Here is a 25,915-nt window from a genome sequence, read left to right as displayed (position 1 = left end):
TCTTAATGGATGTGCATGGGGACGCCCGGTCCGATAGGAAGATCAAAGGTCAGCCAGACAATCAGCATGGCCGTCATGGTGAGCAGAATGACCATCGCATACGGAATCGTAAGGGAGAAGATAGTTCCGATACCGATTTTGCGATGCTCCGTTTCACCGGGCCTCAGAGGAATCTTCCCCTCTGCCTGATACTGCGTCAGCATGCCGATAATGACAGGCAGCAGTTCCTGCAGCGGTGAGCAGATGTTGGTCGCCGAGTCACCGATGCGGTACGCCAGCTGGGCATAGGCCGGATGGACATTCAGCATGGTGAACATCGGCACAATCATCGGAGCGATGATGAGCCACTTGGAAGAACCGCTCGTCATGAACGGGTTGATGATGGTCGTAACCACGATAATCATGAGGCAAAGCGGCAGGAGTCCGATATGGGCGCCCCGCAGGACTTCAGCCCCCGCGACAGCCACGATTTTGAACATGTTCGACTTGTTCATCATATCGATAAAGACCGCCGCCATCATCGTCGTGGTAAGAAGCGGAATGGCCTCGCGAAGGCCGGCGGAAACAAGTCTCGGAATGTCCTTCCATTTCTTGATTTCTCCCGTTGCCACGCCGTAAGGCAGGCCCGTTGCTACGAAGAAGAAAGCGATAATGGTAATGATGCCGGCGAAGAATGGAGATTTAGGCAGGAAGCGTCCCTGAGGATTCCGCAAAATAGCCCAGGACGGAACCGTCAGGGCAGCGATAACAGCAAGGAAGAAAAGGAATCCATAAAAAGCCCAGCGCAGGCCTTTTTCCTGATCGGTGGTCAACTTATGTTCTTCCAGCATGGCAAGGTCTACTTTGCCGCTGCCGTCGCCGACCATCCTGCAGACGACTTTTTCCGTGAAAAGGGTCAGTGTCACGGACAGGAAAAAGGTCGCGGAAGCCATGAAGAAATAGTTCATCGCCGGATTGATATCGACCTGGACGCCCATTTCCTTGACGACGCCTTCCGTAATGCCGGCAAGCAGCGCGTCCGTTCCGGCAAGGAACAAGTTAGCTGTAAACCCGCCGGAAGAGCTCGCCCACCCGAGAATAACACCAATGAGAGGGTTGCGCCCCAGGGCTGCAAAGATGATGCCGCCCATGGTGAGAGCAAAGAGCGTACCGGCGTCACTCATCAGGTTGGAGTTGACACCGACGAACACCACGGCAAAAGTAACAAGGCTGCGGGGTGCGCGGAGCAGGTACTTTTTCATGAGGGTGCTGAAGAAACCGGTCTTTTCGATAAAGGCCGTCGCTGCCATCATGACAAGGACGAGTTTCATCGGAGGATAGCCAATGAAAATGTCCGGATATTTCGTAATGAGATAGCGGATATTATCGCCGGACAAAAGGTTTGTAACCGCAATCGTCACGGCCTTTTCGGGCTCTCCCGGGGTACGGGAAGCAGCCATATACGTAATGCTGCAGCCAGCCTGGGAAAGGATCCAGGAACCAATCATTGTGATAATGACGAGGATGCCAAAGAGAAGAAAAGGATGGGGCAATTTATTTCCCCAATACTCAATGGTATCGATGAACTTGTTCATCCATGACTTCTTTTGAGCAGCTTTCTGCATTTTTTTGATAGACCTCCTTAGTATAAAGGACTTTATCCGTTCTATTTTGGGATAGAAGGCGGCATGCAGGAAAACGGTCAGGCGGGGATCCCGTTCTTTGCTGACCGTTATTTACCGCCTTCTCCCCTGTCTCCATCCCATTATACAGAAAAGTTCAAAAGAAATCTACATATTTTCAGAAATTACAAAAATTTACGAATTTACTATTTATTTTAAAATTGTAACCATATAATGCCATGTTTCGTTTCATACCCGTTACACATTTTTAATTTTATTTGTCAGATTTGCAGAATTACTGTCCCTATTTTTTATCTCAGTAAAGAAAGTAAAAATTATGATTGTAGTGGCTCCACCCAATATGGAATTAGTTCTATATTGGATGGACGGTTGTTGCAGTAAAAAAGTGGATAGTGAGTAGTGGATAGCGGAAAATAAGTTAGCGTGCTGTGGCGCTATCGCGCGAAAAACCGCTGTGACGCTTTGGCCGCCGAAGGCGGCGAGAAAGAAACTATCCTTCATCGCAGAGACCTTCTTCGACGTCGCTGTGCGACATTGAAGAAGGTCTCCTCGGCAATTTGGCTTCCACGAGCGACCAGCGACGTGCGGCCAGCGTTTTTAAGAGCTATCCTCCGCCACTTCGTGGCACCTCCTCCTTCAGAGGGGACGAAAAAGAAGCTATCCTCCACCGCTATCGTCAGCGCTTCCTACCGTCAGTGCTGACTGCGGTTCCCCTCCTTTCGAAGCCACAAAACGGCTTGAAAGGAGGTCCCAGAGGATGCCAAACCTTACGGTTTGGCACAAAAAAAGTGTCCTGTGGATGGGGATCCACAGGACCAATAGGGATTATCAAACTGGGGAAAAAGTGGAGAACAATCAGAGCAAAGCTTTCACAGCAGCCAGTACGCCATCGAAGTTGATGGTGTGAGTGACTTCCGGTACATATTCCACATAGCGTACGGTGTCATTCTTATCGACGACAACGACGCCGCGGGCTTCCAGGCGATGTTCCTCCATGAGGAATCCATAATTGGTTCCGAAGGAAGCATCTTTATGATCGGAGAGCGTCACCACATTTTTGACACCGGCTGCCCCGCACCAACGAGCCTGGGCGAAGGGAAGATCCATGGAGATTGTAAGAACGACGACGTCGGAAGAAATACCCGTTACATCTTTGTTGAACCAACGAGTCTGGGCATCGCAGACGCCCGTGTCAAGGGAAGGAACCACCGAGATCACTTTGATCTTCCCTTCGTAATCCTTCAGGCTCTTTTCAGCAAGATTATTATCAAGGACCTTAAAATCGGGAGCCTTCTGCCCCACTTTGATTTCAGGCCCTGCAAGAGTTACAGGACTGCCGCCAAAAGTAACGGCACCAACACGTTTTTGCATTAATTTATTCCTCCTCACGGATAAGGTTAATCATCATATTTGACGATATCTCTTCGTCACTCATATGATAGCATACGGTTATAAAATTGTAAATAACTATTTTAATTAATTAAGAAAATATTTTTATTTATATTTATTTTATAATTTTTGACTCTTTAAATGGCTAAAATAATAAAAAGCCGTAATAACAGTTGAAACAGCCTTCGGCAGAGTAGTCCATCACACGCTGCAAGCCAACATCCTGCGTCGGTTGGCTATGATTTAACTAAAAGACCTCCCACACATTCACGTGGGAGGTCTTTCATACTTTTCCTTATGTCAGCTTCGGCAAAACCGCAGCTTACATATACATCTTATGGGGAGGCAGGAATTACATCATGCCAGGCATTCCACCGGCCGGAGCAGCCGGAGCGGTCTTTTCAACCGGTTTATCAGCAACAACGCATTCCGTCGTCAGAATCATAGCAGCGATGGAAGAAGCGTTTTGCAGTGCACTGCGGGTTACCTTGCAAGGATCCACAATGCCGGCGTCAATCATGTTGACGTATTCTTCGGTCTGAGCGTTGAAGCCAACACCCTTGGCAGCCTTCTTAACGCCTTCTACAACGACTGCGCCTTCCAGGCCAGCGTTGTCAGCGATTTGACGAACAGGAGCTTCAATAGCGCGTCTTACAATATCAATACCGGTCTTTTCATCGCCTTCAGCAGTCTTTTCAAGTTCATCCAGAGCAGGCTGAACTTGCAGCAGAGCCGTACCACCACCGGCTACGATACCTTCGGCAACAGCAGCGCGGGTAGCGTTCAGGGCATCTTCGATGCGGAGTTTCTTATCTTTCAATTCGGTTTCGGTAGCAGCACCGACTTTGATGACAGCTACGCCGCCAGCCAGTTTAGCCAGGCGTTCCTGCAGTTTTTCTTTATCGAACTGAGAAGTAGTTTCAGGAATCTGAGCGCGGATAGAAGCGACACGGTCAGCAATGGCCTGCTTGTCGCCGGCACCATCAACAATCGTGGTCATATCCTTGGTTACACGAACCTGACCGCAGGAGCCGAGGTCAGCAACAGTAGCGCTGTCGAGCTTACGGCCAACTTCTTCACTGATTACGGTAGCACCGGTCAGCGTAGCGATATCCTGCAGCATAGCCTTACGGCGATCACCAAAGCCAGGAGCCTTGACAGCTACGGCCTTGAAGGTACCACGGAGTCTGTTGACAACCAGCGTTGCCAGAGCTTCGCCTTCGATATCTTCAGCAATGATCAGGAGTTCACGGCCTTGTTGTACAACCTTTTCCAGAACAGGCATAATGTCTTGGATCAGGGTAATCTTTCTATCAGTAATGAATACATACGGATTGGACAGAACAGCTTCCATCTTGTCAGGATCCGTTACCATGTACGGGGAAATGTAGCCGCGGTCAAACTGCATACCTTCTACGGTTTCCAGGGAAGTTTCCATGGTCTTGGATTCTTCAACGGTGATAACACCATCATTGCCAACCTTTTCCATAGCATCGGCAATCAGGCCGCCGATTTCTTCATCACCGGCAGAAATGGAAGCAACCTGTGCTTTTTCTGCCTTGGTGTTAACTTCTTTAGCGCTTTCCTGCAGCTTCTTAACGATGCAGTCGGTAGCTTTCTTGATGCCCTTCTTCAGAACCATCGGGTTAGCACCGGCAACAACGTTCTTCATGCCTTCGTGTACAATGGACTGAGCCAGCAGGGTTGCGGTCGTAGTACCATCACCGGCCACATCGTTGGTCTTCGTTGCCACTTCGCGAACCAGAGCAGCGCCCATGTTTTCGAACGGATCTTCCAGTTCAATGTCCTTAGCAATGGTAACACCATCGTTGGTGATGGTCGGAGAACCGAACTTCTTCTCCAGGACAACGTTACGGCCCTTAGGACCAAGCGTAACCTTTACAGCATCAGCCAGTTTATTGACACCGCGTTCCAGACCGCGGCGAGCATCTTCGTCAAATTTAATCAGTTTAGCCATCTTATATCGACTCCTTAATTCCAGATTTTAAATGGTGAATGATAATCCACGTAAAACGGGGCGATTCACTTATCTTCAATCACAGCCAGAATGTCGCTGTCTCTCAGGATGATGTAGTTCTTGCCGTCCAGTTCCACTTCGCTGCCGGAGTACTTAGCAAAAACAACCGTTTCGCCAACCTTGACTTCGGAAGGAACCTTCGTGCCGTTTTCCAGCATACGGCCGGTACCTACAGCAATGACCTTACCGGTCTGAGGTTTGTCTTTATGAGCCGTGTCCGGCAGATAGATGCCGCTTTCGGTCTTTTCTTCCTGCACAATCGGTTCAACTACAACATGATCATCTAAAGGTCTTAACATTCTCGATAATCCCCTTTCGTTTCATTATGTCAAAATTAACTTTTTGATTTATTAGCACTCATTTAACAGGAGTGCTAACTACATTACTAATAATAGCATCTTTCTAAAAAAATGCAACCCCTTTTAGGAAAAAAGTCAAAGATTTTGTCTTTAGAAAGGGCGCTGCCGCCTTCGGCGCAGCGCTGTGGCGCTTCGCGCAAAAAGAAAGCTATAAAGCTGTGGCGCTGTCGCGCGAAAGAAGAAAACTCTCCTCCTCCGCAGAGACCTTCCTCGACGTCGCTGCGCGACATTGAGGAAGGGGGACCGCTTTGCGGTGGATGATGACCCTTATTATTCTTTTTTATATTCAGGCAATGCGAAGCATTGGCTACGTCTGAACCTTCTTCCAAGCCGTATAGCGGCTTGAAAGGAGGTCCAGGTGTACTATATTGCATTCTGGTTTGAATTTTACAGCATTTCTATTGAACCAATTCCTGTTATCCGGCTAAAATTCGTTTTTTCCTTCGAAACTGCACATTTGTTTTAAAGAGGGTCTCTACAAAAATTTACCGCAACTATTTTTAATTTTATTTTGGCAAACCGACGAAGGAGGTTTGCTAATAAGAAAATATAAAAGAGCCGCGGTAAATTTCCACACTTCTTTTAATTTTTTCCAGGCAATGCAAAGCATTGGCTACGTCTGGACCTCCTTTCACGCCGCTGCGCGGCGTCGAAAGGAGGAGAAGCGGAACTGAGCGCCAACGATCCGCAAGCATAGCGCAGCGGGAGTTGTCGACGCGAAGTTTCTCAGAAGTAGCGACGAGAAGGAGCTGCGTGAGCTTCCTATTCGGCCGAAGGCCGCGGTTTTATATATTTTTGCGATGGAGGATAGAATGTTTTAATTACCAAAAAAGCTGTGAAGAAACGAAATACCATTTCTTCACAGCTCATGTACTATCATAATTTTGTGCCGAAGGCGCTCCTCGCTGCCGCAGGCCAGCCGCCGCAGGCGGCCACAGCTTCTACAGCGCGACAGCGCCAAAGCGTCAAGGGTGCCTTTCCCTAACTTCCTTCATTAACTTCTGTATAACTGTCCCATAATTCTCCCGTTTATGTGGGAACAGGCACCTGGAGCAATCCTTAATCCCTTCTTTTGTAAACGTATACGCCCCGCCGCAGTCCTTTACAAGATACAGCGGGCAGTAGCAAAAGAGGCAGTTGAAATTCTCTGGATCGGCGCCTTTATGGCACGGGAAGAACTCGCATTCCTTATGGCTGAAGTAATCATACTTTTTACCCATGGAGCATCACCTCGTAGGTCCTGGCAAGATGGCCGAATTCTTCCATGGAGAGGGATTCGCCTCTCCGCTTTTTGTCGATGCCGGCCTTGAGAAGCAGTTCTTCCGCCGTATGGCCTTCCGGCACAATGGATTTCAGGCAGTTGGAAAGCATTTTACGACGCTGGGAGAAGGCAGCCCGCACGACTTTGAAGAAGACTTTGCTGCTGACGTCGACAGCAGGTTTCTCGCGCTTTTCACAGACCACGACCATGGAATCCACTTTCGGCGCCGGCATAAAATCGCGGGCCGGTACGGGGATGGCGAGCTTGGGCTCGGAATAATACTGCAGAGCCAGCGACAGCGGGCCGTAGTCCTTGCCGCCCGGCTTTGCCACCATGCGTTCTGCCACTTCTTTCTGGACCATCACGACAAAACGATTCAGAGGCAGTTCCTGTTCCAGCAGGGCAAAAATAATCGGCGTAGTAATATAGTAGGGAAGATTGGCGGCGACCGTAAAAGGACGCCCTTCCGTAATTTCCTTGAGGTCTACTTTCAGGATATCGCCCGGAATGATTTTGACATTCTCATAGCCCTCGAGCGTCTTTGCAAGGACGGGCAGCAGCGTCTTGTCAATCTCCACGCTCCTCACATCCGCTCCCGTCTCGGCAAGAGCCTGAGTCAGCGTGCCGATGCCGGGTCCGACTTCGAGGACAAGGTCTCCGGGGCCGATCTTAGCCGCTTCGGCAATTCCGCGCACCACCTTTTCATTAATGAGAAAGTTCTGGCCGAACTTCTTTTTGGTATGCAGACCGAAAGTCTGCAAAATATATCGGGTGACTTCCCGGCTGGCAATCACGGGATGCAGTACACGTTCATCCATCAGTCTTGTTCCTTCCCCTCTTCGTCCAGTGCGGCGACGGCCTTATTAAATTCTTCACGCGTCACGCCATAATGATTCAGCCGCTCCACCATTTTCTTCACGTTGCCGTAGCCAATGCCCAGAAGAGCGCCCAGTTTGTCCCGCCGCAATGAAGCTTCCGGTGAACCGGAGCAGTTGTTATCAAAAAGATCCCGTGCCGTAAATTCCTGCTGCGGAACCATCTCGCGATGGCGCACCTTGGAAAGGGCCTTGCGGATAGCTTCCGGCTGAGCCTGCTCAATACCCACGTCATGATGGGCCAGGGCTTCTGCCTTAGGCACAAAAGCCTGTCCCGCCTCGGGAAAACGTTCCGTCAGGTAGCGGCGGATACGCTCCCCTGCCCCATCGGGATCGGTCATGATGATAATGCCGCGCTTTTCATAAGCTGCGGCGATTTGCTTCAATGTATAGGGGGCCAGCGTAAAGCCGCCCGTTTCAATGGTATCGGCATCCACTGCCTTTTTGACAGCGACCGTATCCATCTTACCTTCAACAACGATAACTTCCTTGATCAATTGTTTTTCCTTTCCTCACCGCAATAAGATCAGCGGTTAAAATATTCTGTTATAAAACGCTTTTGGGAAAAAGTGGGTAGTGGCTAGTGCGTAGGGGTTAGTACACTCGTGCGGGCATCTGCTTTGGCGGATTCTTAATACAGAGAGATACCAAAGCCTTCGGCAGAGTGGTCAATCATCCACTCAGCAATTTTGCTGCCTTCAGCGGCGACCCGCGACCTGCGTTATAAACAAACTAGGCAGGAACCAAATCGGTTCCTGCCTAATCATTCTACCAATATTACTCTAAGAAGTAAACGGTCACATCTCGTCGGCCCCACTGAATGGCATCCGAATAAGAATCCATATAAAGGTCGATACGATTACCGTTTATGTCCCCGCCGCAGTCACCGGCTACTGCAAAACCGTATCCGGGAATATACATTCTCGTGCCATACGGAATTACATCAGGATCGACTGCTACGATTCCATGATAGGGAACAACCCCTGTGGAAGTCAGTCCCGTACCGCTGCCTTCTGCCAGGGTATATGCAGAAGCTTCTGCCGTCATGGCAGAACGATAACGGACATAGCCGCGGGAGGTTTGTACCATTTGGTTGGCTCCGGTCCCTACTTCAACGACTTCAGGAACGGGGTTCGAAACAACCTCACGGGCAATTTCTTTTCTGACTTTCTGACTGCCAATATTGATGACTCGATACGTCACCACAGCTTCGCCGTCTTTACCGGGAGAAACTACGTTACGTCTGCCGCGGGGCAGATTGTCGTTGTTTCTGAGTTCTGTGGTGTAAGGAACCGCTTCGGATTCCTTCGTGATTTCTGTCGTAGGAGAAACAACATTGATCGTCATGCCCGCTGCTACCGGGGCATCCAGGGAAGGATATGTATGATACCCTTCGTAATTTACACCTACGGCATCCAATACTTCTTTTACCGTCTTACGTCCAATGGTATACTCGGTTGTTCTGCCGTTCTGCCAGACCTTGACCGGAATTGCACGGATGACTTCAATTGTTGAACCATCCTCATATTTTCCGTCCCCGACAACGTCATATCCGTCAGCATCGTTCAGAACTACACCGGCGTCTTCCAGGGCTCCTTTGACTGTAACAGCCCGAGTCGACAGGGATATCGTCTGCCCATCCACATTGACCTTCACTTTTTTCGGTGCAGTAGAAAAACCGAGGAAGTTCAAGCTGGTTATGAGCAGCAAGCATACGACAATCCACTTTTCAGGACGCTTCCATCGACTTGGATTATGCAAATTCTCGCCTCCTTGAAACGGATATATCATATCATGGAGGCAAAATTGAGTCAAAGAAAAATTAGTACCTGGTCACAAAACTGTACATTTACAAAAGTCATTTTTGTGACGAAAATGCAAAGTAAACAGTACATTTTAGTCAATTTTCAGCTTGAAAAAGAGATTTTTTGAATTTTTTGTGGCATTTTGCATCATTTCTAAGGAAGAAACGTTCTTAAGTGACGCAGCCAATTCTGCTACCTTTTCCACGTACAGTGGACAGTTTCTCTTGCCCCGATAGGGAACGGGTGCCATATAAGGGGAATCCGTCTCGAAAAGGATGCGGTCCATTGGCATTTTCGTCAATATGTCACGGACACCATGGTCATGTTTGAAGGTACTCGTCCCTCCAAAACCAAAATACCATCCTAAATCAAGCAGTTCCTTCGCCATATCCCAGTCCCCGGAGTAACAATGCATCACGCCGGAAACCCCTTTTCCTTCGCTTTTGACGAAATCCAGCATATCTTCGTGCGCATCCCGGTCGTGGATAATCACGGGAAGCCCCGTGCGCCGGGCCAGGTCAAACTGGGCACAGAGATACTTCTTCTGCAGGTCATGGGGAGATGCTTCGTCGTTGTAATAATCGAGCCCGATTTCTCCGATAGCGACGACACGCGGATCTTTGGTCATTTCCTCGACCCGCTTCAAATCGCTGAACTGACAGTGCCCGATATCTTCCGGGTGCAGCCCGACAGCAGCAAACACGAAAGGATACTTGTGAGCCAGGGCCACAGCCGCTTCGCAGCTCGGAATGTCACAGCCGGGGTCGATAAACCCCAGCATGGACTTTCCAATCTGTGCAATCAGCTCATCGCGGTCGGCGTCAAACTCTTCCGTATCCAGATGCGCGTGCGTATCAAATAAAGGCAGGCGGCTCATTATTTCACCTTGCTGCCGGACTTGATGCCGGGAGCTTCGCAGAGAACAAGGTTGCCTTCATCGTCGGAAGCGGCGAGCAGCATGCCCTTGGACTCGATACCCTTCAGTTTGGCCGGCTTCAGGTTGGCAATGACGATGACGTTTTTGCCGACGAGGTCAGCATCGGTATAGTACTTGGCAATACCGGACACGATGGTGCGTTCTTCCCCGCCAATATCGACGGTAATCTTCATCAGCTTATCGGTATTCGGAACGCGTTCAGCCGCTTTGATTGTGGCAACACGCAGGTCGAGCTTTGCAAAGTCATCAATCGTGATTTCGCCGAGCGTCACTACGCCGTCATTCTTAGCGGCTTTCTTGCCGGCAGCCTTCTTGGGAGCGGCTTTGGCTTCTGCCTTGTCTTCCTTTTCTTCTTCGATGCGCGGGAAAATCGGCTGGCCCTTGGCCACTTTCGTGCCGTCAGGCAGCTTGCCCCACGTTACTTCGTTCAGATCGAACTGATCTGGCACGGCAAGGCCCAGTTGTTCGAAGATCTTCGGTGCGGAGAACGGCATCATGGAAGAAATCAAGATAGCGATGTTGCGAACGGCATCGGCCAGGTTGTACATGACAGCCTCGAGGCGTTTTGCCTGAGCCGGATCTTTAGCGAGGATCCACGGCGTCGTGACATCGATATATTTATTGGAAGCACCGATGTAGGTCCAGATCGTCTTAATGGCTTCGTTCAGTTCAAAAGCATCCATATGCTTGCGGTATTCCGCCAGGGTCTTATCGGCCAGGGTACGGAATTCGGCATCGACATCATTGTCAACAACGGTCTTATGAACAATGCCCTGATGATACTTTTCAATCATGGAAACCGTACGATACTGGAGGTTACCAAGGTCGTTGGCAAGGTCGGAGTTCCAGCGGCGGATCAGGCCTTCGCGGGAATAGTTGCCGTCGCTGCCGAGTGCGATTTCGCTGAGCAGGTAATAACGGACGGCATCCGGACCGAATTCCTGAATCGGAGCCATCGGGTCAACGACGTTGCCCTTGGACTTACTCATCTTTTCGCCGTTAACAACGAGCCAGCCATGGCCGTAGACATGTTTCGGCAGAGGTTGATCCATTGCCATCAGCATAGCCGGCCAGATGATCGTATGGAAGCGGACGATTTCCTTACCGACCAGATGGACGTCAACCGGCCAGAAGCGGTTGAATTTTTCGGGATTCTGACCGAAACCGATGCCGGTGAAATAGCACAGCAGGGCGTCGAACCATACATAGGTAATCTGCTTTTTATCAAAAGGAACCGGAATGCCCCAGTCAAAAGAGCTGCGGGAAATGCACAGGTCTTCCAGGCCCTGCTTCAGGAACGCAATCATTTCATTGCGGCGGGAAACAGGCTGAATGAAATCCGGATGGTCTTCAATGTGTTTCAGGATGCGGTCGGCGTACTTGGACATCTTGAAGAAGTAATCTTCTTCTTCCATCGTTTCGACAGGACGGCCGCAGTCCGGGCAGACGCCGCCGGCTTCTTCAATCTGGCGGTCCGTCCAGAAAGATTCGCAGGGTACGCAGTATTTGCCGACATACTTTTTCTTGTAGATGTCGCCCTTATCATAAACCTTCTGCAGCATAGTCTGTACCGTGTGCTGGTGTTCCAGGCTGGAAGAACGGACAAACTTCGTATAGCTGACGCCGAGCATCTCCCAGAGTTTCTTGAAGTTAGCTACGATGCCGTCTACGTATTCAATCGGCTTCAGACCGTTTTCTGCGGCTTTTCTCTGGATTTTGAGGCCGTGTTCGTCACTGCCCGTAATGAATTCGACATCAAAGCCGTTAGCCCGTTTATACCGGGCGATCGTATCGGCAATGGTCGTGCAGTAAGCATGGCCGATATGCAGATTGGCGCTCGGATAATAAATCGGGGTCGTAATATAAAATGCTGGTTTCGTCATTTCTCATTCCCCTTTTTCTAAAAGTAATCTATTATACAGCTCCCTTTTGGGAACTTTATAAGCTTTGGCAATCTGGGCAAGGGCTTCCTTTTTGGGAGTGCCCTGCTCCATCAGGGCTTTGACAGCATCGAGCGGGTCGCCCTGCGGCTCCGATTTTTGGAGTTCTCCCGCTTCGATGACGAGGACAAATTCGCCCCGCGGCGGGTTTTCCGCCAGATGAGCGCGGCATGTCGAAACGGTGCCGCGGAAAAATTCCTCATGCACCTTTGTAAGTTCCCGCGCCATGGTCATGCGGCGGTCGCCCCAGGCCGTTTCGATGTCGCCCAATACTTCTTCGATGCGGTGCGGCGCTTCATAGAGCACCATAGTCGCCGGAATATGGGCCCATTCTTCCAGTTTTTCGCGGCGGTTCTTTTTGCTCTTCGGCAGGAAGCCGCCAAAGAAAAACGGCGTGCTCGTAAGGCCCGAAGCCACGAGCGCCGTGAGGGCCGCGTTGGCACCGGGCACCGGCACAACGGGAATCCCTTCGTCGATGCACTGTTTGGCGATCAGTTCGCCCGGGTCGGAAATCCCGGGAAAGCCGGCGTCCGACACAAGAGCAATATTCTTACCGCTGCGCAGATATTCCAAAAGCAGCGATCCCTGTTTTTCCTTATTGTGTTCATGGTAGCTAATGAGCGTGCCATGGATTTCAAAATGAGTCAAAAGCTGGCGCGTGTGCCGCGTATCTTCGGCGGCGATATAGTCCGCCTCGCGCAGCATACGAAGGGCCCGCGGCGTCATATCTTCAAGGTTTCCGATCGGAGTTGCACAAAGGTACAGCGTACCTGTCGTTTCACTCATGCTCCGTCTCCTTTCCATAATAATACGCCAGGGTCTCTTTGCTGTAGGACCCATCCTGATTGTACATAATAAGCGGCGGCAGGACTTCCAGGCCCGGATGACCGCCCTTCGTAAATTCCGCAAGGAAAATCCAGGCGGGTCGGTCCACATAGGAATGAACCCACTGCAGCTTCTTGATTTCCAGCTGGTATTGCAGGCCGAGCTTCACGGCGTCGGTAAACCGTTCCGTGATCTGAACGAGGGCAAAACGTCCTTTTGTCTTAAGCGTAAACGAAGCCGCCCGGAAAAAGTCCTCCAGCGTCGTTCCGTCCTCATGGCACGCAGCTGTGGCCAATTTGCGCCGCCGCCCACCGATGCGGTAAGGTGGATTGGCAAGGACTAGGTCCGTACTGTCACTTTGGAGAAATTCCCTATACTGCCGGATATCCGCGCAGAGCGGGGTCACACGGTCCTCCATGCTATTTTCCCGGACACTTTCACGCAAAAGTGCAATCACGTTGGGATTGATGTCGACGGCAAGGACGCTTTCGGCCCCTTTATCGGCCATGATGAGGCTCGCCGCCCCGGTGCCGCAGCCCAGCTCTACCACATGGGCCTTTGTGGCCATATGGGGAAAAGCGGCAAGAAACACCGTATCCGTCGTAAAGCACAGTTCCCTGCTGTCCTGCCAGATTTTCAGCTTGCCGCCCGGCAGGCAGTCAAGGCGCTTCGTATCACTGCTGTCCATCTTCGGTCTTTGAAGCTTCTACAATTTCATCCCAACTGACGCTGATGCGGTTACCCGGGGAGAGTTCCACCATAACCGTCTGGTCGCGCCGGCTGATCTGCATGATCATGCCTTCGCCCGACGGCGTAACCACCTTCATGCCGGGTTTGGGAATCGTCGTATGTTCCTTCTTCTTGCACTTTTTCTTGCAGCCGCTGTACATGTCGCATTCATATTTGAGGCAGCACAGAAGACGCCCGCAGATGCCCGAGATTTTCGTCGGGTTGAGCGACAGATTCTGTTCCTTCGCCATGCGGATTGACACCGGTTCAAAATCGCCCAGGAACGTAGCGCAGCAAAGCGGACGGCCGCAGCAGCCGATGCCTCCGAGCATCTTGGCTTCGTCGCGGACGCCGATCTGGCGCAGCTCGATACGGGTGCGGAATATCGCCGCCAGGTCTTTGACAAGACCGCGGAAGTCGATTCTCCCGTCTGCCGTAAAGTAAAAGATGATACGGCCGGCATCAAAAGTATATTCCACATTGACAAGATTCATTTCAAGGCCTCTTGCGGCAATCTTCTTTTCGCAGATGCCAAAGGCCTCTTTTTCCTTACGGTGATTTTCTTCGACCTGCTTGGCGTCAGCTTCCCCCGCCTTGCGGATCACGCTCTTAAGCGGCGGTACAATCTGGGATTCTTCGACTTCCTGCGGGCCGATCACCACTTCACCGTATTCGATGCCCCGGGCCGTTTCCACAATGGCATGGTCGCCCTTCTGGAGATCAAATTCACCCGGTGCAAAATAATAGATTTTTCCGGCTCTCTTGAACCGGATTCCTACAATCGTAACCACGTTAAAACTCCTTATTCGTTCTTTTTATTTCGAGAAACAGGGACGTCAGCATCATTTCCCCACCTAAGTAGGACTGCAGTCCCTGCCAGTATTCTTCCGTAATATCATAAGCTCTGCGCAGCCTTGCATCCGGCCAGTTCCGGAAACATTCCATGACGCGCCCGCCTATATCCTTATTATATAGCGGCAGATCCGGATCGCACCGCATCAGTCCGTCCCGGAAGAGCAGCAGCATCATTTCAACGCACGTTGCCGCATCATCGCGCTGGATTTTGCCGAGCCAGTCCAGGTCGGCAAGCCGCAGCATGAGATATCCCTCGTCCAGCTGCTCCAAAACGGTCAGTACCCGCTCGCGCCACATAAGGGCATCGGCCTGACTGAGAGAAAGGGCCCTGCCGGGAGAGCCATCGGTCAAAGACGCGAAGATTTCGCCGTTTGGCACATGACGCATTTCCATCACTTCCGCCGTCTCTTCTTCCGTGAGCGGCTGGAAACGCAGTGCCATGACCCGCGACTGAATCGTCGGAAGGAGCCTGTTCTTATTGGAAGCAATCAGGATAAAGAGCCAGTATTCCGGCGGCTCTTCGAGCAGCTTCAAAAAGGCATTCGCCGCCTCCGGATTCATCCGATCCGCTCCATCGATGAGACAAACTTTGTAGCGGGACAAAGTCGGAGCGTACGTCGCCTGGGCCGCCACATTCTTTATCTGACCAATCAAAACGAGATTACTGGGACTTATAGGCTGGACATAGTAAAAATCGAAATGACCCGTCTTGCACAGGCTCTGATCTTCCTGTGTCTCCTTTTCGCCGGATTCCTGCCGCTCCTTAAGGCTCTCGAGCGCCATATCAAAGCGCTCGCAGCTCGCACAGTGACAGTGCTCCGCCAAAGGGTCCTCCAGGCAAAGGAAACTTTTGGCAAACCGGAGGGCGAGCGTCCTTTTGCCGATGCCTTCCGGTCCGTAAAAAAGAAGAGAAGGCGTCTTGCGCGGCTCTGTAAGAAGCGTGCGCAAAAAGGCTTTATTTTCCTCATGACCCAGTACCGTATCCCACATAGTGACTTCCTTTGCTGCAGTTATTCAATACTAAATAGAATAAACCATTTATATAAATTTTTCCACTTTTTTTACCATTTCGCGGGCGACTTCCTCTTCCGGTGCCGCCGCGTGAATCAATACGATCCGTTCCGGCTCCTCGCGTGCCAGAAGCAGATAGCCTTCGCGGATTTTCCGCTGGAAAGCAAGACCTTCCTGTTCGAATTTGTCGCTCACTCCGCGGGCATCGCGGCGGGGCAGGAATTCTTCCGGCGTACCGTCAAGCAGAAGGGTCAGATCGGGCCGCAGTCCCTGCGTGGCAAAGTCGTTCAGGTGACGCAGCTCCGAAAGCGGCATGCCGCCGATAACGCCCTGGTAGACCAGCGTCGAATCACTGAAGCGGTCGCAGATAACGACCTTCCCCGCGTCGAGCGCCGGCTGAATGACCTTATCCACATGGTCGGCCCGGGCCGCAAGGTGCAGCAGGCTTTCCGTCGTTTTGCAGACCGGCACGTTAGGGTCAAGCGCCATATCGCGCAGTTTTTCGGCAATCGGCGTGCCTCCCGGTTCGCGGGTCACGACGACTTCCCTGCCGTGCTTTTTAAAATATTCGGCCAGGTGCATGGCCTGCGTCGTTTTGCCGCTGCCATCCGGGCCTTCCAGCGTAATAAAAATTCCTTTTTTCACGGTTCAATCACCTCAATTGTTTCGAGTGATGCATCCCGGGGACCGCTGACGTTAAGCTTCCGTGCCTGCATGAGGCGACAGTAACGGATGAGCTCCGCGTCGATTTCCTCTCCCGGCATAATGAGCGGAATACCCGGCGGATAAAAGCTGATGCTCTCGCCGCTGATTTTGCCCACTGCCTCTTCAAAACGGCAGGACGTACGAGGCTTGAAAAAAGCTTCCCGCGGCAATAATCTCTGCTTCGGCAGCGTCAGATAGGGCTGCGCCGGCACGAGGCTGCGCTCCGGTTTCCGGTGCTTATCCAAAACGTCCCGAATAGTTTCAGCGATATGGGCAAATTCATCCGTATCATCGGCGTAGGTCACAAGAAAGAGCACATGGTCCTCGTCGGCAAGTTCCACGGCAATGCCGGCCTCACGGAGGATGTCTGCCGCTTCCATACCGGTGAGGCCCAGGGGGCTTGTCATAATGGTCACTTTGCCGCCGTCACAATCCACGATTCCGCCTTTGCCGATGAGTTCGCGTTCGAGGACAGGCAGGCCTGCCACCTTTTTCAGTTCCCGGCGCAGGCGTCCCGCTGCCCGCAGCGATGCCTCTCCCATTTCGGCACCGTGTGCCTCCAGCTGCGCCCGGGCCCCGTCGAGGGAACCCATGAGCAGATAATTCGGGCTCGTCGTCGTCACGGTGCTCATAGCCGCTTCCATCCGTTCCGGGCGAATCTGCCGGTACGAAACCTGAAGGAGCGAGCACTGCGTCATCGCACCTGTAATCTTGTGCGTACTTTGCGCCGCAGCGTCTGCCCCGCACTGCATCGCGCTTTTGGGAAGGCTATCCGTAAAGCCGAGGTGCGGGCCATGGGCCTCGTCAACGAGCAGCAAAGCCCCGTGCTGATGAGCGATGCGAGCAATCGCTGCCGTATCGGCGCAGAGCCCGAAATAATTCGGTGTCGTCAAAAAGACAGCCTTCAGATCCGGATGAACCTTAAACGCGGCTTCCACCTGCTGCGGCGTCAGCTGCAGGGAAAGGCGCCACGTATCGTCCCACGCCACGTTGACATAGACCGGATTCAGCCCGCAGAGCACCAGGCCGCCCAGCACCGATTTATGACTGTTGCGCGGCACAAGAATCTTGTCGCCCGGCTGCAGCGCCCCAAGGAGCATTCCATGGATCACACCGCTTGTACCATTGACGCCCAGAAAGCACCGGTCAGAGCCGTAGAGCCTTGCAGCCAGCGATTCGGCGTCACGAATGCACCCTTCCGGGTGGTGAATATCGTCAAGTTCCGCCATCAGTGACACATCTGCCCGGAGAGCCTTCTCCCCCATAAGTTCGGCAAGATCCGGGTCGGCACCGCGGCCGCCCTTGTGTCCCGGCGTGTGCAGCGGATAAACATGAGCCAGCCGGTACGCCTTCATCGCACTGAGAAGCGGTTTCTTTATCATTAAATACGAACCTCCAGTTAATATACAATCACAGAATACTTTATTTTACCATATATTGGAAAGAAAAGTAAAAAACGGATAGAGATTAGTACAATTGTGCGGGCATTTACCTTGGTGGATTATTCATGGGGAGGCTGTGGCGCTTCGCGCAAAAAACCGCTGTAACGCTTTGGCCGACTTCGTCGGCTGGCCTGCGGCGGCGAGGAAGAAGAAGAAGTGGTTAGGGGTTGGTGGCCAGGGGTTAGTACAATCGTGCAGGCAGCTTCATTGGCGGATTCTTGATGTAGATTGCAGTGAGTAGTCAGTTGGCCTTTGGCAGACGGTGGATGAAGACCCTTATTATCCTTCAACTCCTACCTGGCATTTTGCACAGAAAGAAATATAGAATTGCTTCCATTTATTTCCACACCTCTTTTAATTTTCTTCCGGCAATGCAAAGCATTGGCTGCGGGAAAGAAGGAGAATCGTTTGCGATGGAGGATAGAATGTTTTAACCCCAAGCCTTCGTTTTTTAAAATATTGCAAGCGTAATTAGAATTTTGGCAGCTCTTTTGCTCTGTAGTCAAAAACTATGCTTAAACAAATAATAAAAGAAGCTATTCTCCATTACAGGGACCTTCTTCGACGTCGCTGTGCGACATTGAAGAAGGGGGCCCGCTTTGCAGGGGATGATGACCCTTATTATCCTTTAATTCTTACCTGGAATTTTGCACAAAAAGGAAATATAGAAGATCTTAGTGAAAGCTCTCACCTCTTTTGCCCTATAGTCAAATGCCCTGCTTTGACAATAATAAAAGAAGCTATCCCTCCACCGCAGGGACCTTCTTCGACGTCGCTGTGCGACATTGAAGAAGGGGGCCCGCTTTGCGGGGGATGATGACCCTTATTATCCTTTAATTCTTATCTGGAATTTTGCACAAAAAGGAAATATAGAAGATCCTAGTGAAAGCTCGCACCTCTTTTGCTCTATAGTCAAAAGCCTTGCTTTGACAATAATAAAAAATAAAGCATACGCCCCATTAAGAAGCGTATGCCCCAATATCACGCAGACTTTTATATTTTGTTTCTGATGAACTCTGCTGCAAGACAGCCGTGAACACGCAAGAATTAATCCTCAGAACACTTCATACCATCCCACACCTGTTTTTTCATTTTCTTTTTATGGACGGCACAGAAGATAGGTGCAGATGCGAGGAAGACCGGATTGGGGCCACGAAGTCGTACAAAGAACGTACGTCGAGTGGTCACAATCCGGTCTGACAAAGCAGATGCGCCTATATTTCTGCGCCGGACAGAAAAAGTTTCCCTAGAAAAACTCTGCCTCACGATGCGCGCGAGACTTGTCGAACGCCAGCGTGAGGCAGGTGCCTTTAATCACTCAAAACTTCCATTTAACCCCTACATCCCAGCTCCACCTCTCATCATAACCAGACCCATCACCGCGCATAAAGTCGGCATAAGCCTGCATATGATCGTTGATCTGATAGGAAGCGCCGAGCCCATATTCAAACCAGGAATCACCATAATCTTCATAGGTATCGAGCACTTCATCACTGGAAGCGAAGCGGACATTCATGCCGCCGTTGAAATCATGGTTCCATCCGGCCTTGATAAATACAGAGCCCTTCTTATCTTCGTATCCGAGACGGAGGCCGACGCGGCCGAGAGCCGTGCGTACCGTATCCCCATTCGAATGGAGCCCGTACGAATCAGTGAAGTCACCGTTCTTGAAGATACCCAGGATGAGCTGGGTCTGCGGCTCCACGAACCAGCCTTCAGGACTCGTGGACTTATAGCCGTATTCGGCACCGAAGGAAATTCCGTTGCTCTTCAGTTTGCCCGTGTGTTCACGTCCTCTGGAACTGAAGGTAAAGTCATCGGACAAATGCTGCGCCTTTAACGTCAGATCAAGATACTGCCCGTCCTTCCAGACATGAGTGTCATAGAGGCCGAGCGTATAGCCCTTGACGTCGCCGCGGCCGCTGTAAAAATCAGTATTGCCGTCGAGGTAAGCAAAGCCGACGCCAGCCACATGCTCGTGGTTATCTGTCTTGTTAGCCAAAAAGTCATAACCGACTTCGTACGAATGGTACTGCGCGTTCGTCTCGAATTCGCCGATGCGGTCAAAGCGTTTGCCTTTTGTGCGGGCCCAGATACCATCCTGTGCCTGCGCGGCTCCCTTCCCGACTTCTCCGATGCGGCGGAACATCGTATCCATATCGCTGCGCCACAGGAGATAGTTGGAGCCATTGACCGCCATCATCGTGCGGACAGCCGGCGTGTAGTGCCCATCCCTGGTCGCATTTTGTGTAACGTCTTTCAGATAAACATCCGTCATATATCCCGAAGTGGTGCTGTCCTTCGTGCCCAGCTCGGCTTCGTAGTAATAGAGATCGGTCTCGTCATACGTTTGCCCCAACTCATAAGAGCCATTTTCCGTACCGACCGAAACGAGGACCGTCCCGGTCATGGCCGTGGTCCAGTGGGAATCCGGATCGATTTTGACCATGTTGATGCTGGTATTGCCGCTGTGCATCCCAGTGATGTAAAGGCGGTCATTGCCCGTATTTTTGTTGACATCAATGTCAAGATTGAGCTGTGAACCATCGTTGTCGTAATTTCCTACGGTCACGGAATCGCCCAGGGTGCTGTTGCTTAACGTGAGGACGCCGCCGCTTCCCGTAAAGGACGAAGCGGTAGAGCCGGTCGTCGGAGCCCAGACTGCCCCATCGTCAGCATGAATCGTGATACCGCCCGCTGCTGCCGCGGTGCTTGTTGTCGTAGTTTCCGCTGTAGTTGCCGCAGCCGTTTCCGTCGTTGTTTCCGCAGTATCTTCCGTCGCAGCGGCCGTTGTGGCTGCCGTACTGAGCAGAAGCAAACTGTGAACGCGGCGGGAAGCAGACGAAGACGTCGTAGTTGTTGTAGTCGTCGCTGTGGTCGTCGCTGTGGTCGTCGCTGTGGTCGTCGCTGTGGTCGTCGCTGTGGTCGTCGCCGTTGCTGCCGCGACTGTCGTCTTCTCATCCGAGCTTGCCGAACTTGTCGTCACATTCGGGTCCGTCGTCTTCCCTGTAATCAGGGAACTGCTTCCCGAAGCATACATATCAATTTTACCCGTACCGGCACTATCGAAATCCATATCTCCCTGATAGCGCATCGCCGTGCCTTCCTGGCCAATCGTTACGGAACTATTTTTATCGGCATGGATATTTCCGGTTTCCACGATGCGGCTTGCCTTCGAGCCAAGCGCAATCTCTGCATTTTTTCCGGCATAAACCGCACCGGAAACCGTAAGGGTATCGCCCCGGGAACTACCGACTGCAATCGCAGCTCCCGAGTCGCTGCTGTCACTGTCATCCGCATAAAGTACGTAATCCGCGTCATTATCCGACAGGCTTATCGTACTACCGTCAGCCGTCACGGAACCATTTTCACCGGCATAGATTTTGCCGGAGGACGTTACGCTGCTAGCTGCAGCGCTGCCAAGCGTGATTTTCGCATTTTTCCCGGCATGGACTGTGCCCGAAACCGTAATGTCGCTGCTTCCTTCACTGCCGACGACAATGTGGGCACCCGCATCGCTGTCATCGGCAAGGAGAGCATAATCCCCGCTGTTATCCGCAAGGGTAATCGTGCTGCCTTCGATGGTAACGGAACCCGCCGTGCTTGCAGGGGTATTGGCATGATTGTTCGCCCAGACCGTGCCGTTTACAGCCACGTTCTCCGAATTTGCCGTGCCGATGGCAATGGGTTTGCTGTCAGATTCCACGGCTACCTTGCCGGCTTCCGGATCAATCAGGATATTCTTACCTTGAATAGATAAGGTTTTTCCTTTCCCGTCATAACCAATGACACCACCGTCAATCTGCACGGAAGAGGTATTGTCTTCCGAACCGATCTGCGTATCGTAATCGTAATTGGCAATCACCACATTCTGGTTCTTGTTCGTGCCTTCATAAATATGGATGGAATCGCCGTCGATATTGTACCCGCCGTACATCGTAAGCACTCTGCCGTCGATGGTCACAGCGGAGTCGCTGTCCCCGATGGATACGGTTTCATTCGCGAGGAAGGCGTCATGGGGCGTATAATCTGCCTCACCATCAATCTTGCCGTTATAGTTCGTAGTAAGATTGTACCCAGAGGTGGACCAGCCACCATTCTGCTTTAAATAGTCCGCAGCCGTCCCGTTCGTCATGACAATATTTTTACCGTGGATGCCGGCATTTTCTGCCCCCATAATCAGCACGCCGCCGTTAATGGTCGTGGTATCCGTCTGCCCGCCGTCTGCATCCCGGCCGATAACAAAATCATTGGAACTATTGCCCCAGAGTGCTATGCAGCCTGGATTGTTCACAGTCAAGGTCTGGCCGGAAAGATACAAGCTGCTGTAAGGATCCGACCGCACCTCGCCGTTTATAGTCACGTTGCCCTCGCCGGCCTTACCGATGCCAACGTAGGCACTTATTTTGTCTGTTCCTTCCGATTGATCTCCCACCATGTATAAGGCCGGAACTATGGAATTGTTACTATCATAATCATCACCGCTGAAGCGGCCGATCACCAGATTTCCGGTTCCGTTTACGGTAAGCGTACCTGTGCTCATCGTAATGTTCCCATTGATATTGACGTCTTCAGTCTGGTCATCACCGACAACCACATTACCACTCGTAGTAATATTAATTGCTTTTGCCCTGCTGTAGGATCCGTAGGGATTCCAGTCATAATCCTTATCCGGACTACTGGAAGTAGTGTCAATAGAATTAATCGTAATATTTTTACCGAGCAGCTTTACAAAATCATCACTCTCATCAATCAGGCTAATGTCATCAGCCTGGCGATTTCCAAATACACTAACTTGGCCATCAATCGTAACCTCGGCTTTATCACTGCCGAAGATATGCTGTCCGTCCGAAGCGTAAAGGGCTACGCCATACGTGCTTGTATTTTCACTGTCCCACTTAATGTTAAGGGAATCGTCCGCATTCACCTCTGCCATGGAATCTCCCGTAGAAAAATAACGAGTAATAGATACATCGTCGGCACCCACGGTTAAGAAGCCATCCGTAAGACCGGCGCCCTTATTCATAATAACGGAGTCGCCTTTAAAATCTGCTTCACCACTATCATTCAGGTAGACTGTCTTGGTTTGGATTGTTCCATCTGCAGCAATAGAAAGCTTGGAGTTATCACTGGAATTATTTCCACCTCCGTCTACAAGTACATCACCTTGCACGGTTACATTATCGCCCGTTAGAGATACCTGCCCGCCGCCCTGCACATTAACACCAGAATTTGTGGAAATATCTCCATCAGTAGCATTCAGCGTAACCTTTCCTCCGCCGCTGGCAAGAATAGAAGTGGGAGCACCATAACCGCTCTGAGTACCTGGCGTAGTAATTGCAATGTCGCCTCCGGCATTGACAGACACATTACCGTTCTCAAGGGCATTCAAACTATAATTCCCATAAAGATTTCCCTGTGTCTTCATTGTAACTGTCCCACTATTATAGGCACTGATTGATGTCCTACCTTCTTCCGTGGCTGAAACCGCAATATCGCCGCCGGCATCAAGAGACACAGTGCTGTTATTCTGTGAGAATATATTGTAATTTTCGGAGATGTTTCCTCCCGCAGTCAGCGTGACAGTTCCCCCGTCATTGACGAGGATGGACGTAGGTGACCTCCACTGAGAGCCTTGCTCCGGAGTGGAAACAGTAATATCACCATCGGCACTTACGGTATTACGGTAACGTGAGAATTATCCGATATCGAATTTAAGCTGCTATAGATTGTCACATCATTGCCGGCATCAATATCCACCTGACCGAGCCCGCCTATATTGGACTGACTCCCCGTATCGGTTGATGAACCGATAGTGATGTCATTAGCCTTTAGCGTAATGTGGGAACCATCATTGGCGGTATACAGTCTATCAACCGTCATCTTGGAGACATCTTTGCTGCCGACAGTAAGGTCACTGGTACCGGCAGCACCCGCTTCATCTAAATAAATGGTGCCTCCTGTAGCTTCCGCAGCAATGGTTACAGAAGACCCCTGAGAATAGAGACTTACGTTATTGATAGCTGCATCGGCTTTACCATCGATGATAATAGTACCGCCTTCCGTACTGCCCCATGATGTCGTTCCGGAGATAGTCTGGTTTTCAATGGTAAGCGTTCCGCTGTCCGTATATAAATCGATCTTCCCTCCGTTAGAAGCGCCGCTTTGGTTTCTGACGCTCTCGTTCCCCGTCAGTTTAATGCCGGTTCCTGCCCGTCCTGTCACGGCAGCACCACCGGTCACGCTGAATCCCGAGGAGTACAAACCAGATGAGCTGGAGTCTGAAGTTGCGATAGAAAGAGTTCCTGCCGTATTTAAATTTACAGCTGTCTCATCGTTTTGAACGTAGGCGCTGCCAGTTATCGCAAGAGAGTCTGTATAATCCGTATCACCTACTGAAATGGTGCCTGCTTCAGAGTAAATGCCACCGGTAACCGTAATACTATTGCCGTAGACGTCGATTGTCTCCGCGCACCGGTTTCCAATGCCGTTTGCTTTGACCGTCACACTCGTTGTCTGATTATTCCCAACGATCAATTCATGCCTCGGAGCTTCCTTATTCCAATCACCAATGCCGTATTCAATAATAATATCTCCGCTGTCACGGGCACTTTCAGTCGCATTCCATCCATTAATTATGGAATACGTACTTGCTGATGCGGTTCCACCGCCAACAAGCGACAACAATACAAGTGCCGTCAGCGTAGAACGGCACACCTTCCAACAGTGCTTCTTTTCCTTCATTTAATTTTCCCCTTAACCCTTAACACTACTCCAAATTTTGACTGAACGAATGATCACGGTGACAAATACAGTGACCCTTAGTACAGACTTGAGTTAACAAATTTGGTAAATCGTTTAATCATAAATAAGACTTATTTTAAGTCGACGTTGGTATTCTATCATAATTCAGTTTAAAATTGTAAATTTTTTAACAGTTTGAAGTGATAACTAGTAAGTAATGATTTAAAATTAACGATATAATACTAAAAAATACCCATCTTATTACACTAAAATGCGCATAAAAAGGAACTATAGGAAAAATTAATCATAAGTTATCGTTAATTAATCACGAGAATCGTACAGACCGCTGCCATGGCGGATTTGCAGCAAAGTTTACACGGAAATGTAAAATTTTTATAAAAGAAAGCTATAAAGCTGTGGCCGACTTCGTCGGCTGGCCTGCGGCAGCAAGGAAAGAAGTGGTTAGTGACTAGGGGTTAGTACAATCGTGCAGACAGATTCATTGGCTGATTCTTGATGTAGATTGCAGTGAGTAGTCAGTTGGCCTTTGGCAGACGGTGGATGAAGACCTTATTCTTTAGCTCCTACTTGGCATTTTGCACAGAAAGAAATATGGAATTACTTCAGTTTATTTCCGCACCTCTTTTATTCCATTCCGGCAATGCGAAGCATTGCTGCGTCAGCACCTTCTTTCACGCCGCTTTGCGGCGTCGAAAGGAGGAGAATCGCTTGCGATGGATGGATAGAATCTTTTAACCCCAAACCTTCGCTTTTAGAAATATAGAAAGCCTGATTAAAATTTCACACCTCTTTTGCCCTCTTGTTCGCTTTAGTTAAGCCAAACCGTTAGGTTTGGAATTCCTCTACAACCTCCTTCGGAAGGAGGGCGGACCACGGAGTGGTGGAGGATAGTTGATTAAGGCGGACCGCAGGAAGGGCCTGACGCCGTCAGGCCCTTCCGTCTGCGGTGGGTATTCATTCAGAACACAGGAATGGGTACAATCAAGCATCGTCCTAATTAAATTGAGCCAAATCTCCGATTTGGCCTCATTAAGGCGCGATGCTGTTTTCTCTTCCTTTGAATCTACCATTCCCTGTTACCTCACTGATTTTCCACCGCAAAGCTGCGCTTTGACAAAATAAAAAAGCTGCAGCCACATCAGTAGTGACTACAGCTTTGCGAAATAAAATTAGTGACTTTCCGCCTTCCAACGAACGAAAAAGAAGCCATCTTCCATCGCAGAGACCTTCTTCGACGTCGCTTTGCGACATTGAAGAAGGGGGCCCGCTTTGCGGGGGATGATGACCCTTAAATTTTTCCCAACCTTCTGTACCAATCAGTAGAAACAAAAATATAGCAACGTAACAGTAAATACTT

At 50.6% G+C, this 25,915-nt stretch carries 18 protein-coding genes; all 18 read right to left on the bottom strand.

The annotated features are described in order from the left end of the window. Positions 1-2: 2 nt before the first annotated feature. The 18 genes from LKE33_07485 to LKE33_07400 all read right to left on the bottom strand — a co-directional run bounded on the left by LKE33_07485 (position 3) and on the right by LKE33_07400 (position 24,537). On the bottom strand, positions 3-1,604 hold the full coding sequence (locus LKE33_07485) for an AbgT family transporter (protein MCH3950756.1): 1,602 nt from the start codon (positions 1,602-1,604) through the stop codon (positions 3-5). Positions 1,605-2,477: 873 nt separating this feature from the next. Continuing rightward, positions 2,478-2,993, bottom strand: coding sequence for a thiol peroxidase (gene tpx / locus LKE33_07480; protein MCH3950755.1), 516 nt, complete (start codon positions 2,991-2,993; stop codon positions 2,478-2,480). Positions 2,994-3,363: 370 nt separating this feature from the next. Next, positions 3,364-4,989 carry a chaperonin GroEL gene (gene groL / locus LKE33_07475; protein MCH3950754.1) on the bottom strand — a complete coding sequence of 542 codons (1,626 nt, stop codon included), beginning with the start codon at positions 4,987-4,989 and terminating at the stop codon, positions 3,364-3,366. A 65-nt stretch (positions 4,990-5,054) separates the two neighbouring features. Then, on the bottom strand, positions 5,055-5,348 hold the full coding sequence (groES, locus tag LKE33_07470) for a co-chaperone GroES (protein ID MCH3950753.1): 294 nt from the start codon (positions 5,346-5,348) through the stop codon (positions 5,055-5,057). Positions 5,349-6,373: 1,025 nt separating this feature from the next. Further along, complete coding sequence (locus LKE33_07465; GenBank protein ID MCH3950752.1) at positions 6,374-6,628, bottom strand: cysteine-rich small domain-containing protein; 255 nt, start codon at positions 6,626-6,628, stop codon at positions 6,374-6,376. Beyond that, positions 6,621-7,487, bottom strand: a complete 867-nt coding sequence (rsmA, locus tag LKE33_07460) for a 16S rRNA (adenine(1518)-N(6)/adenine(1519)-N(6))-dimethyltransferase RsmA (protein MCH3950751.1) — start codon at positions 7,485-7,487, stop codon at positions 6,621-6,623. The genes LKE33_07465 and rsmA overlap by 8 nt, the downstream gene beginning before the upstream one ends. Next, on the bottom strand, positions 7,487-8,041 hold the full coding sequence (gene rnmV, locus LKE33_07455; GenBank protein ID MCH3950750.1) for a ribonuclease M5: 555 nt from the start codon (positions 8,039-8,041) through the stop codon (positions 7,487-7,489). The genes rsmA and rnmV overlap by 1 nt, the downstream gene beginning before the upstream one ends. A gap of 280 nt (positions 8,042-8,321) precedes the next feature. Next, a complete protein-coding gene (locus tag LKE33_07450) occupies positions 8,322-9,305 on the bottom strand; it encodes a 3D domain-containing protein (GenBank protein ID MCH3950749.1) in 984 nt (327 codons plus the stop codon). Between the two features lie 135 nt (positions 9,306-9,440). Further along, complete coding sequence (locus LKE33_07445) at positions 9,441-10,226, bottom strand: TatD family hydrolase (protein MCH3950748.1); 786 nt, start codon at positions 10,224-10,226, stop codon at positions 9,441-9,443. After that, positions 10,226-12,169 (bottom strand): methionine--tRNA ligase, encoded by a 1,944-nt coding sequence (gene metG / locus LKE33_07440; protein ID MCH3950747.1) that lies wholly within the window; start codon positions 12,167-12,169, stop codon positions 10,226-10,228. Before metG ends, LKE33_07445 begins: the two co-directional genes overlap by 1 nt. A gap of 3 nt (positions 12,170-12,172) precedes the next feature. Next, entirely contained in the window at positions 12,173-13,012 is an 840-nt protein-coding gene (gene rsmI, locus LKE33_07435; GenBank protein ID MCH3950746.1) for a 16S rRNA (cytidine(1402)-2'-O)-methyltransferase, read from the bottom strand. Beyond that, the gene (locus LKE33_07430; protein MCH3950745.1) at positions 13,005-13,739 is read right to left on the bottom strand and encodes a methyltransferase; all 735 of its coding nucleotides are present in this window, start codon (positions 13,737-13,739) and stop codon (positions 13,005-13,007) included. Before LKE33_07430 ends, rsmI begins: the two co-directional genes overlap by 8 nt. Then, positions 13,726-14,571: a stage 0 sporulation family protein gene (locus LKE33_07425; GenBank protein ID MCH3950744.1), complete on the bottom strand. Its 846-nt coding sequence runs from the start codon at positions 14,569-14,571 to the stop codon at positions 13,726-13,728. The genes LKE33_07430 and LKE33_07425 overlap by 14 nt, the downstream gene beginning before the upstream one ends. A 1-nt stretch (position 14,572) precedes the next feature. Further along, the gene (locus LKE33_07420; protein ID MCH3950743.1) at positions 14,573-15,625 is read right to left on the bottom strand and encodes a DNA polymerase III subunit delta'; all 1,053 of its coding nucleotides are present in this window, start codon (positions 15,623-15,625) and stop codon (positions 14,573-14,575) included. 48 nt (positions 15,626-15,673) lie between these two features. After that, entirely contained in the window at positions 15,674-16,291 is a 618-nt protein-coding gene (gene tmk / locus LKE33_07415) for a dTMP kinase (GenBank protein MCH3950742.1), read from the bottom strand. Then, positions 16,288-17,733, bottom strand: coding sequence for an aminotransferase class I/II-fold pyridoxal phosphate-dependent enzyme (locus tag LKE33_07410; protein MCH3950741.1), 1,446 nt, complete (start codon positions 17,731-17,733; stop codon positions 16,288-16,290). The genes tmk and LKE33_07410 overlap by 4 nt, the downstream gene beginning before the upstream one ends. A 1,378-nt stretch (positions 17,734-19,111) precedes the next feature. Next, positions 19,112-23,311 carry an autotransporter outer membrane beta-barrel domain-containing protein gene (locus tag LKE33_07405; protein ID MCH3950740.1) on the bottom strand — a complete coding sequence of 1,400 codons (4,200 nt, stop codon included), beginning with the start codon at positions 23,309-23,311 and terminating at the stop codon, positions 19,112-19,114. A 155-nt stretch (positions 23,312-23,466) separates the two neighbouring features. Next, the gene (locus LKE33_07400; GenBank protein MCH3950739.1) at positions 23,467-24,537 is read right to left on the bottom strand and encodes a hypothetical protein; all 1,071 of its coding nucleotides are present in this window, start codon (positions 24,535-24,537) and stop codon (positions 23,467-23,469) included. Positions 24,538-25,915: the final 1,378 nt, after the last annotated feature.

Source organism: Acidaminococcus sp., assembly GCA_022482815.1.
Taxonomy (GTDB): Bacteria; Bacillota; Negativicutes; order Acidaminococcales; family Acidaminococcaceae; genus Acidaminococcus.
Note: the sequence above shows the minus strand (reverse complement) of the source record. Positions and strands in the feature narration are given on the sequence as shown.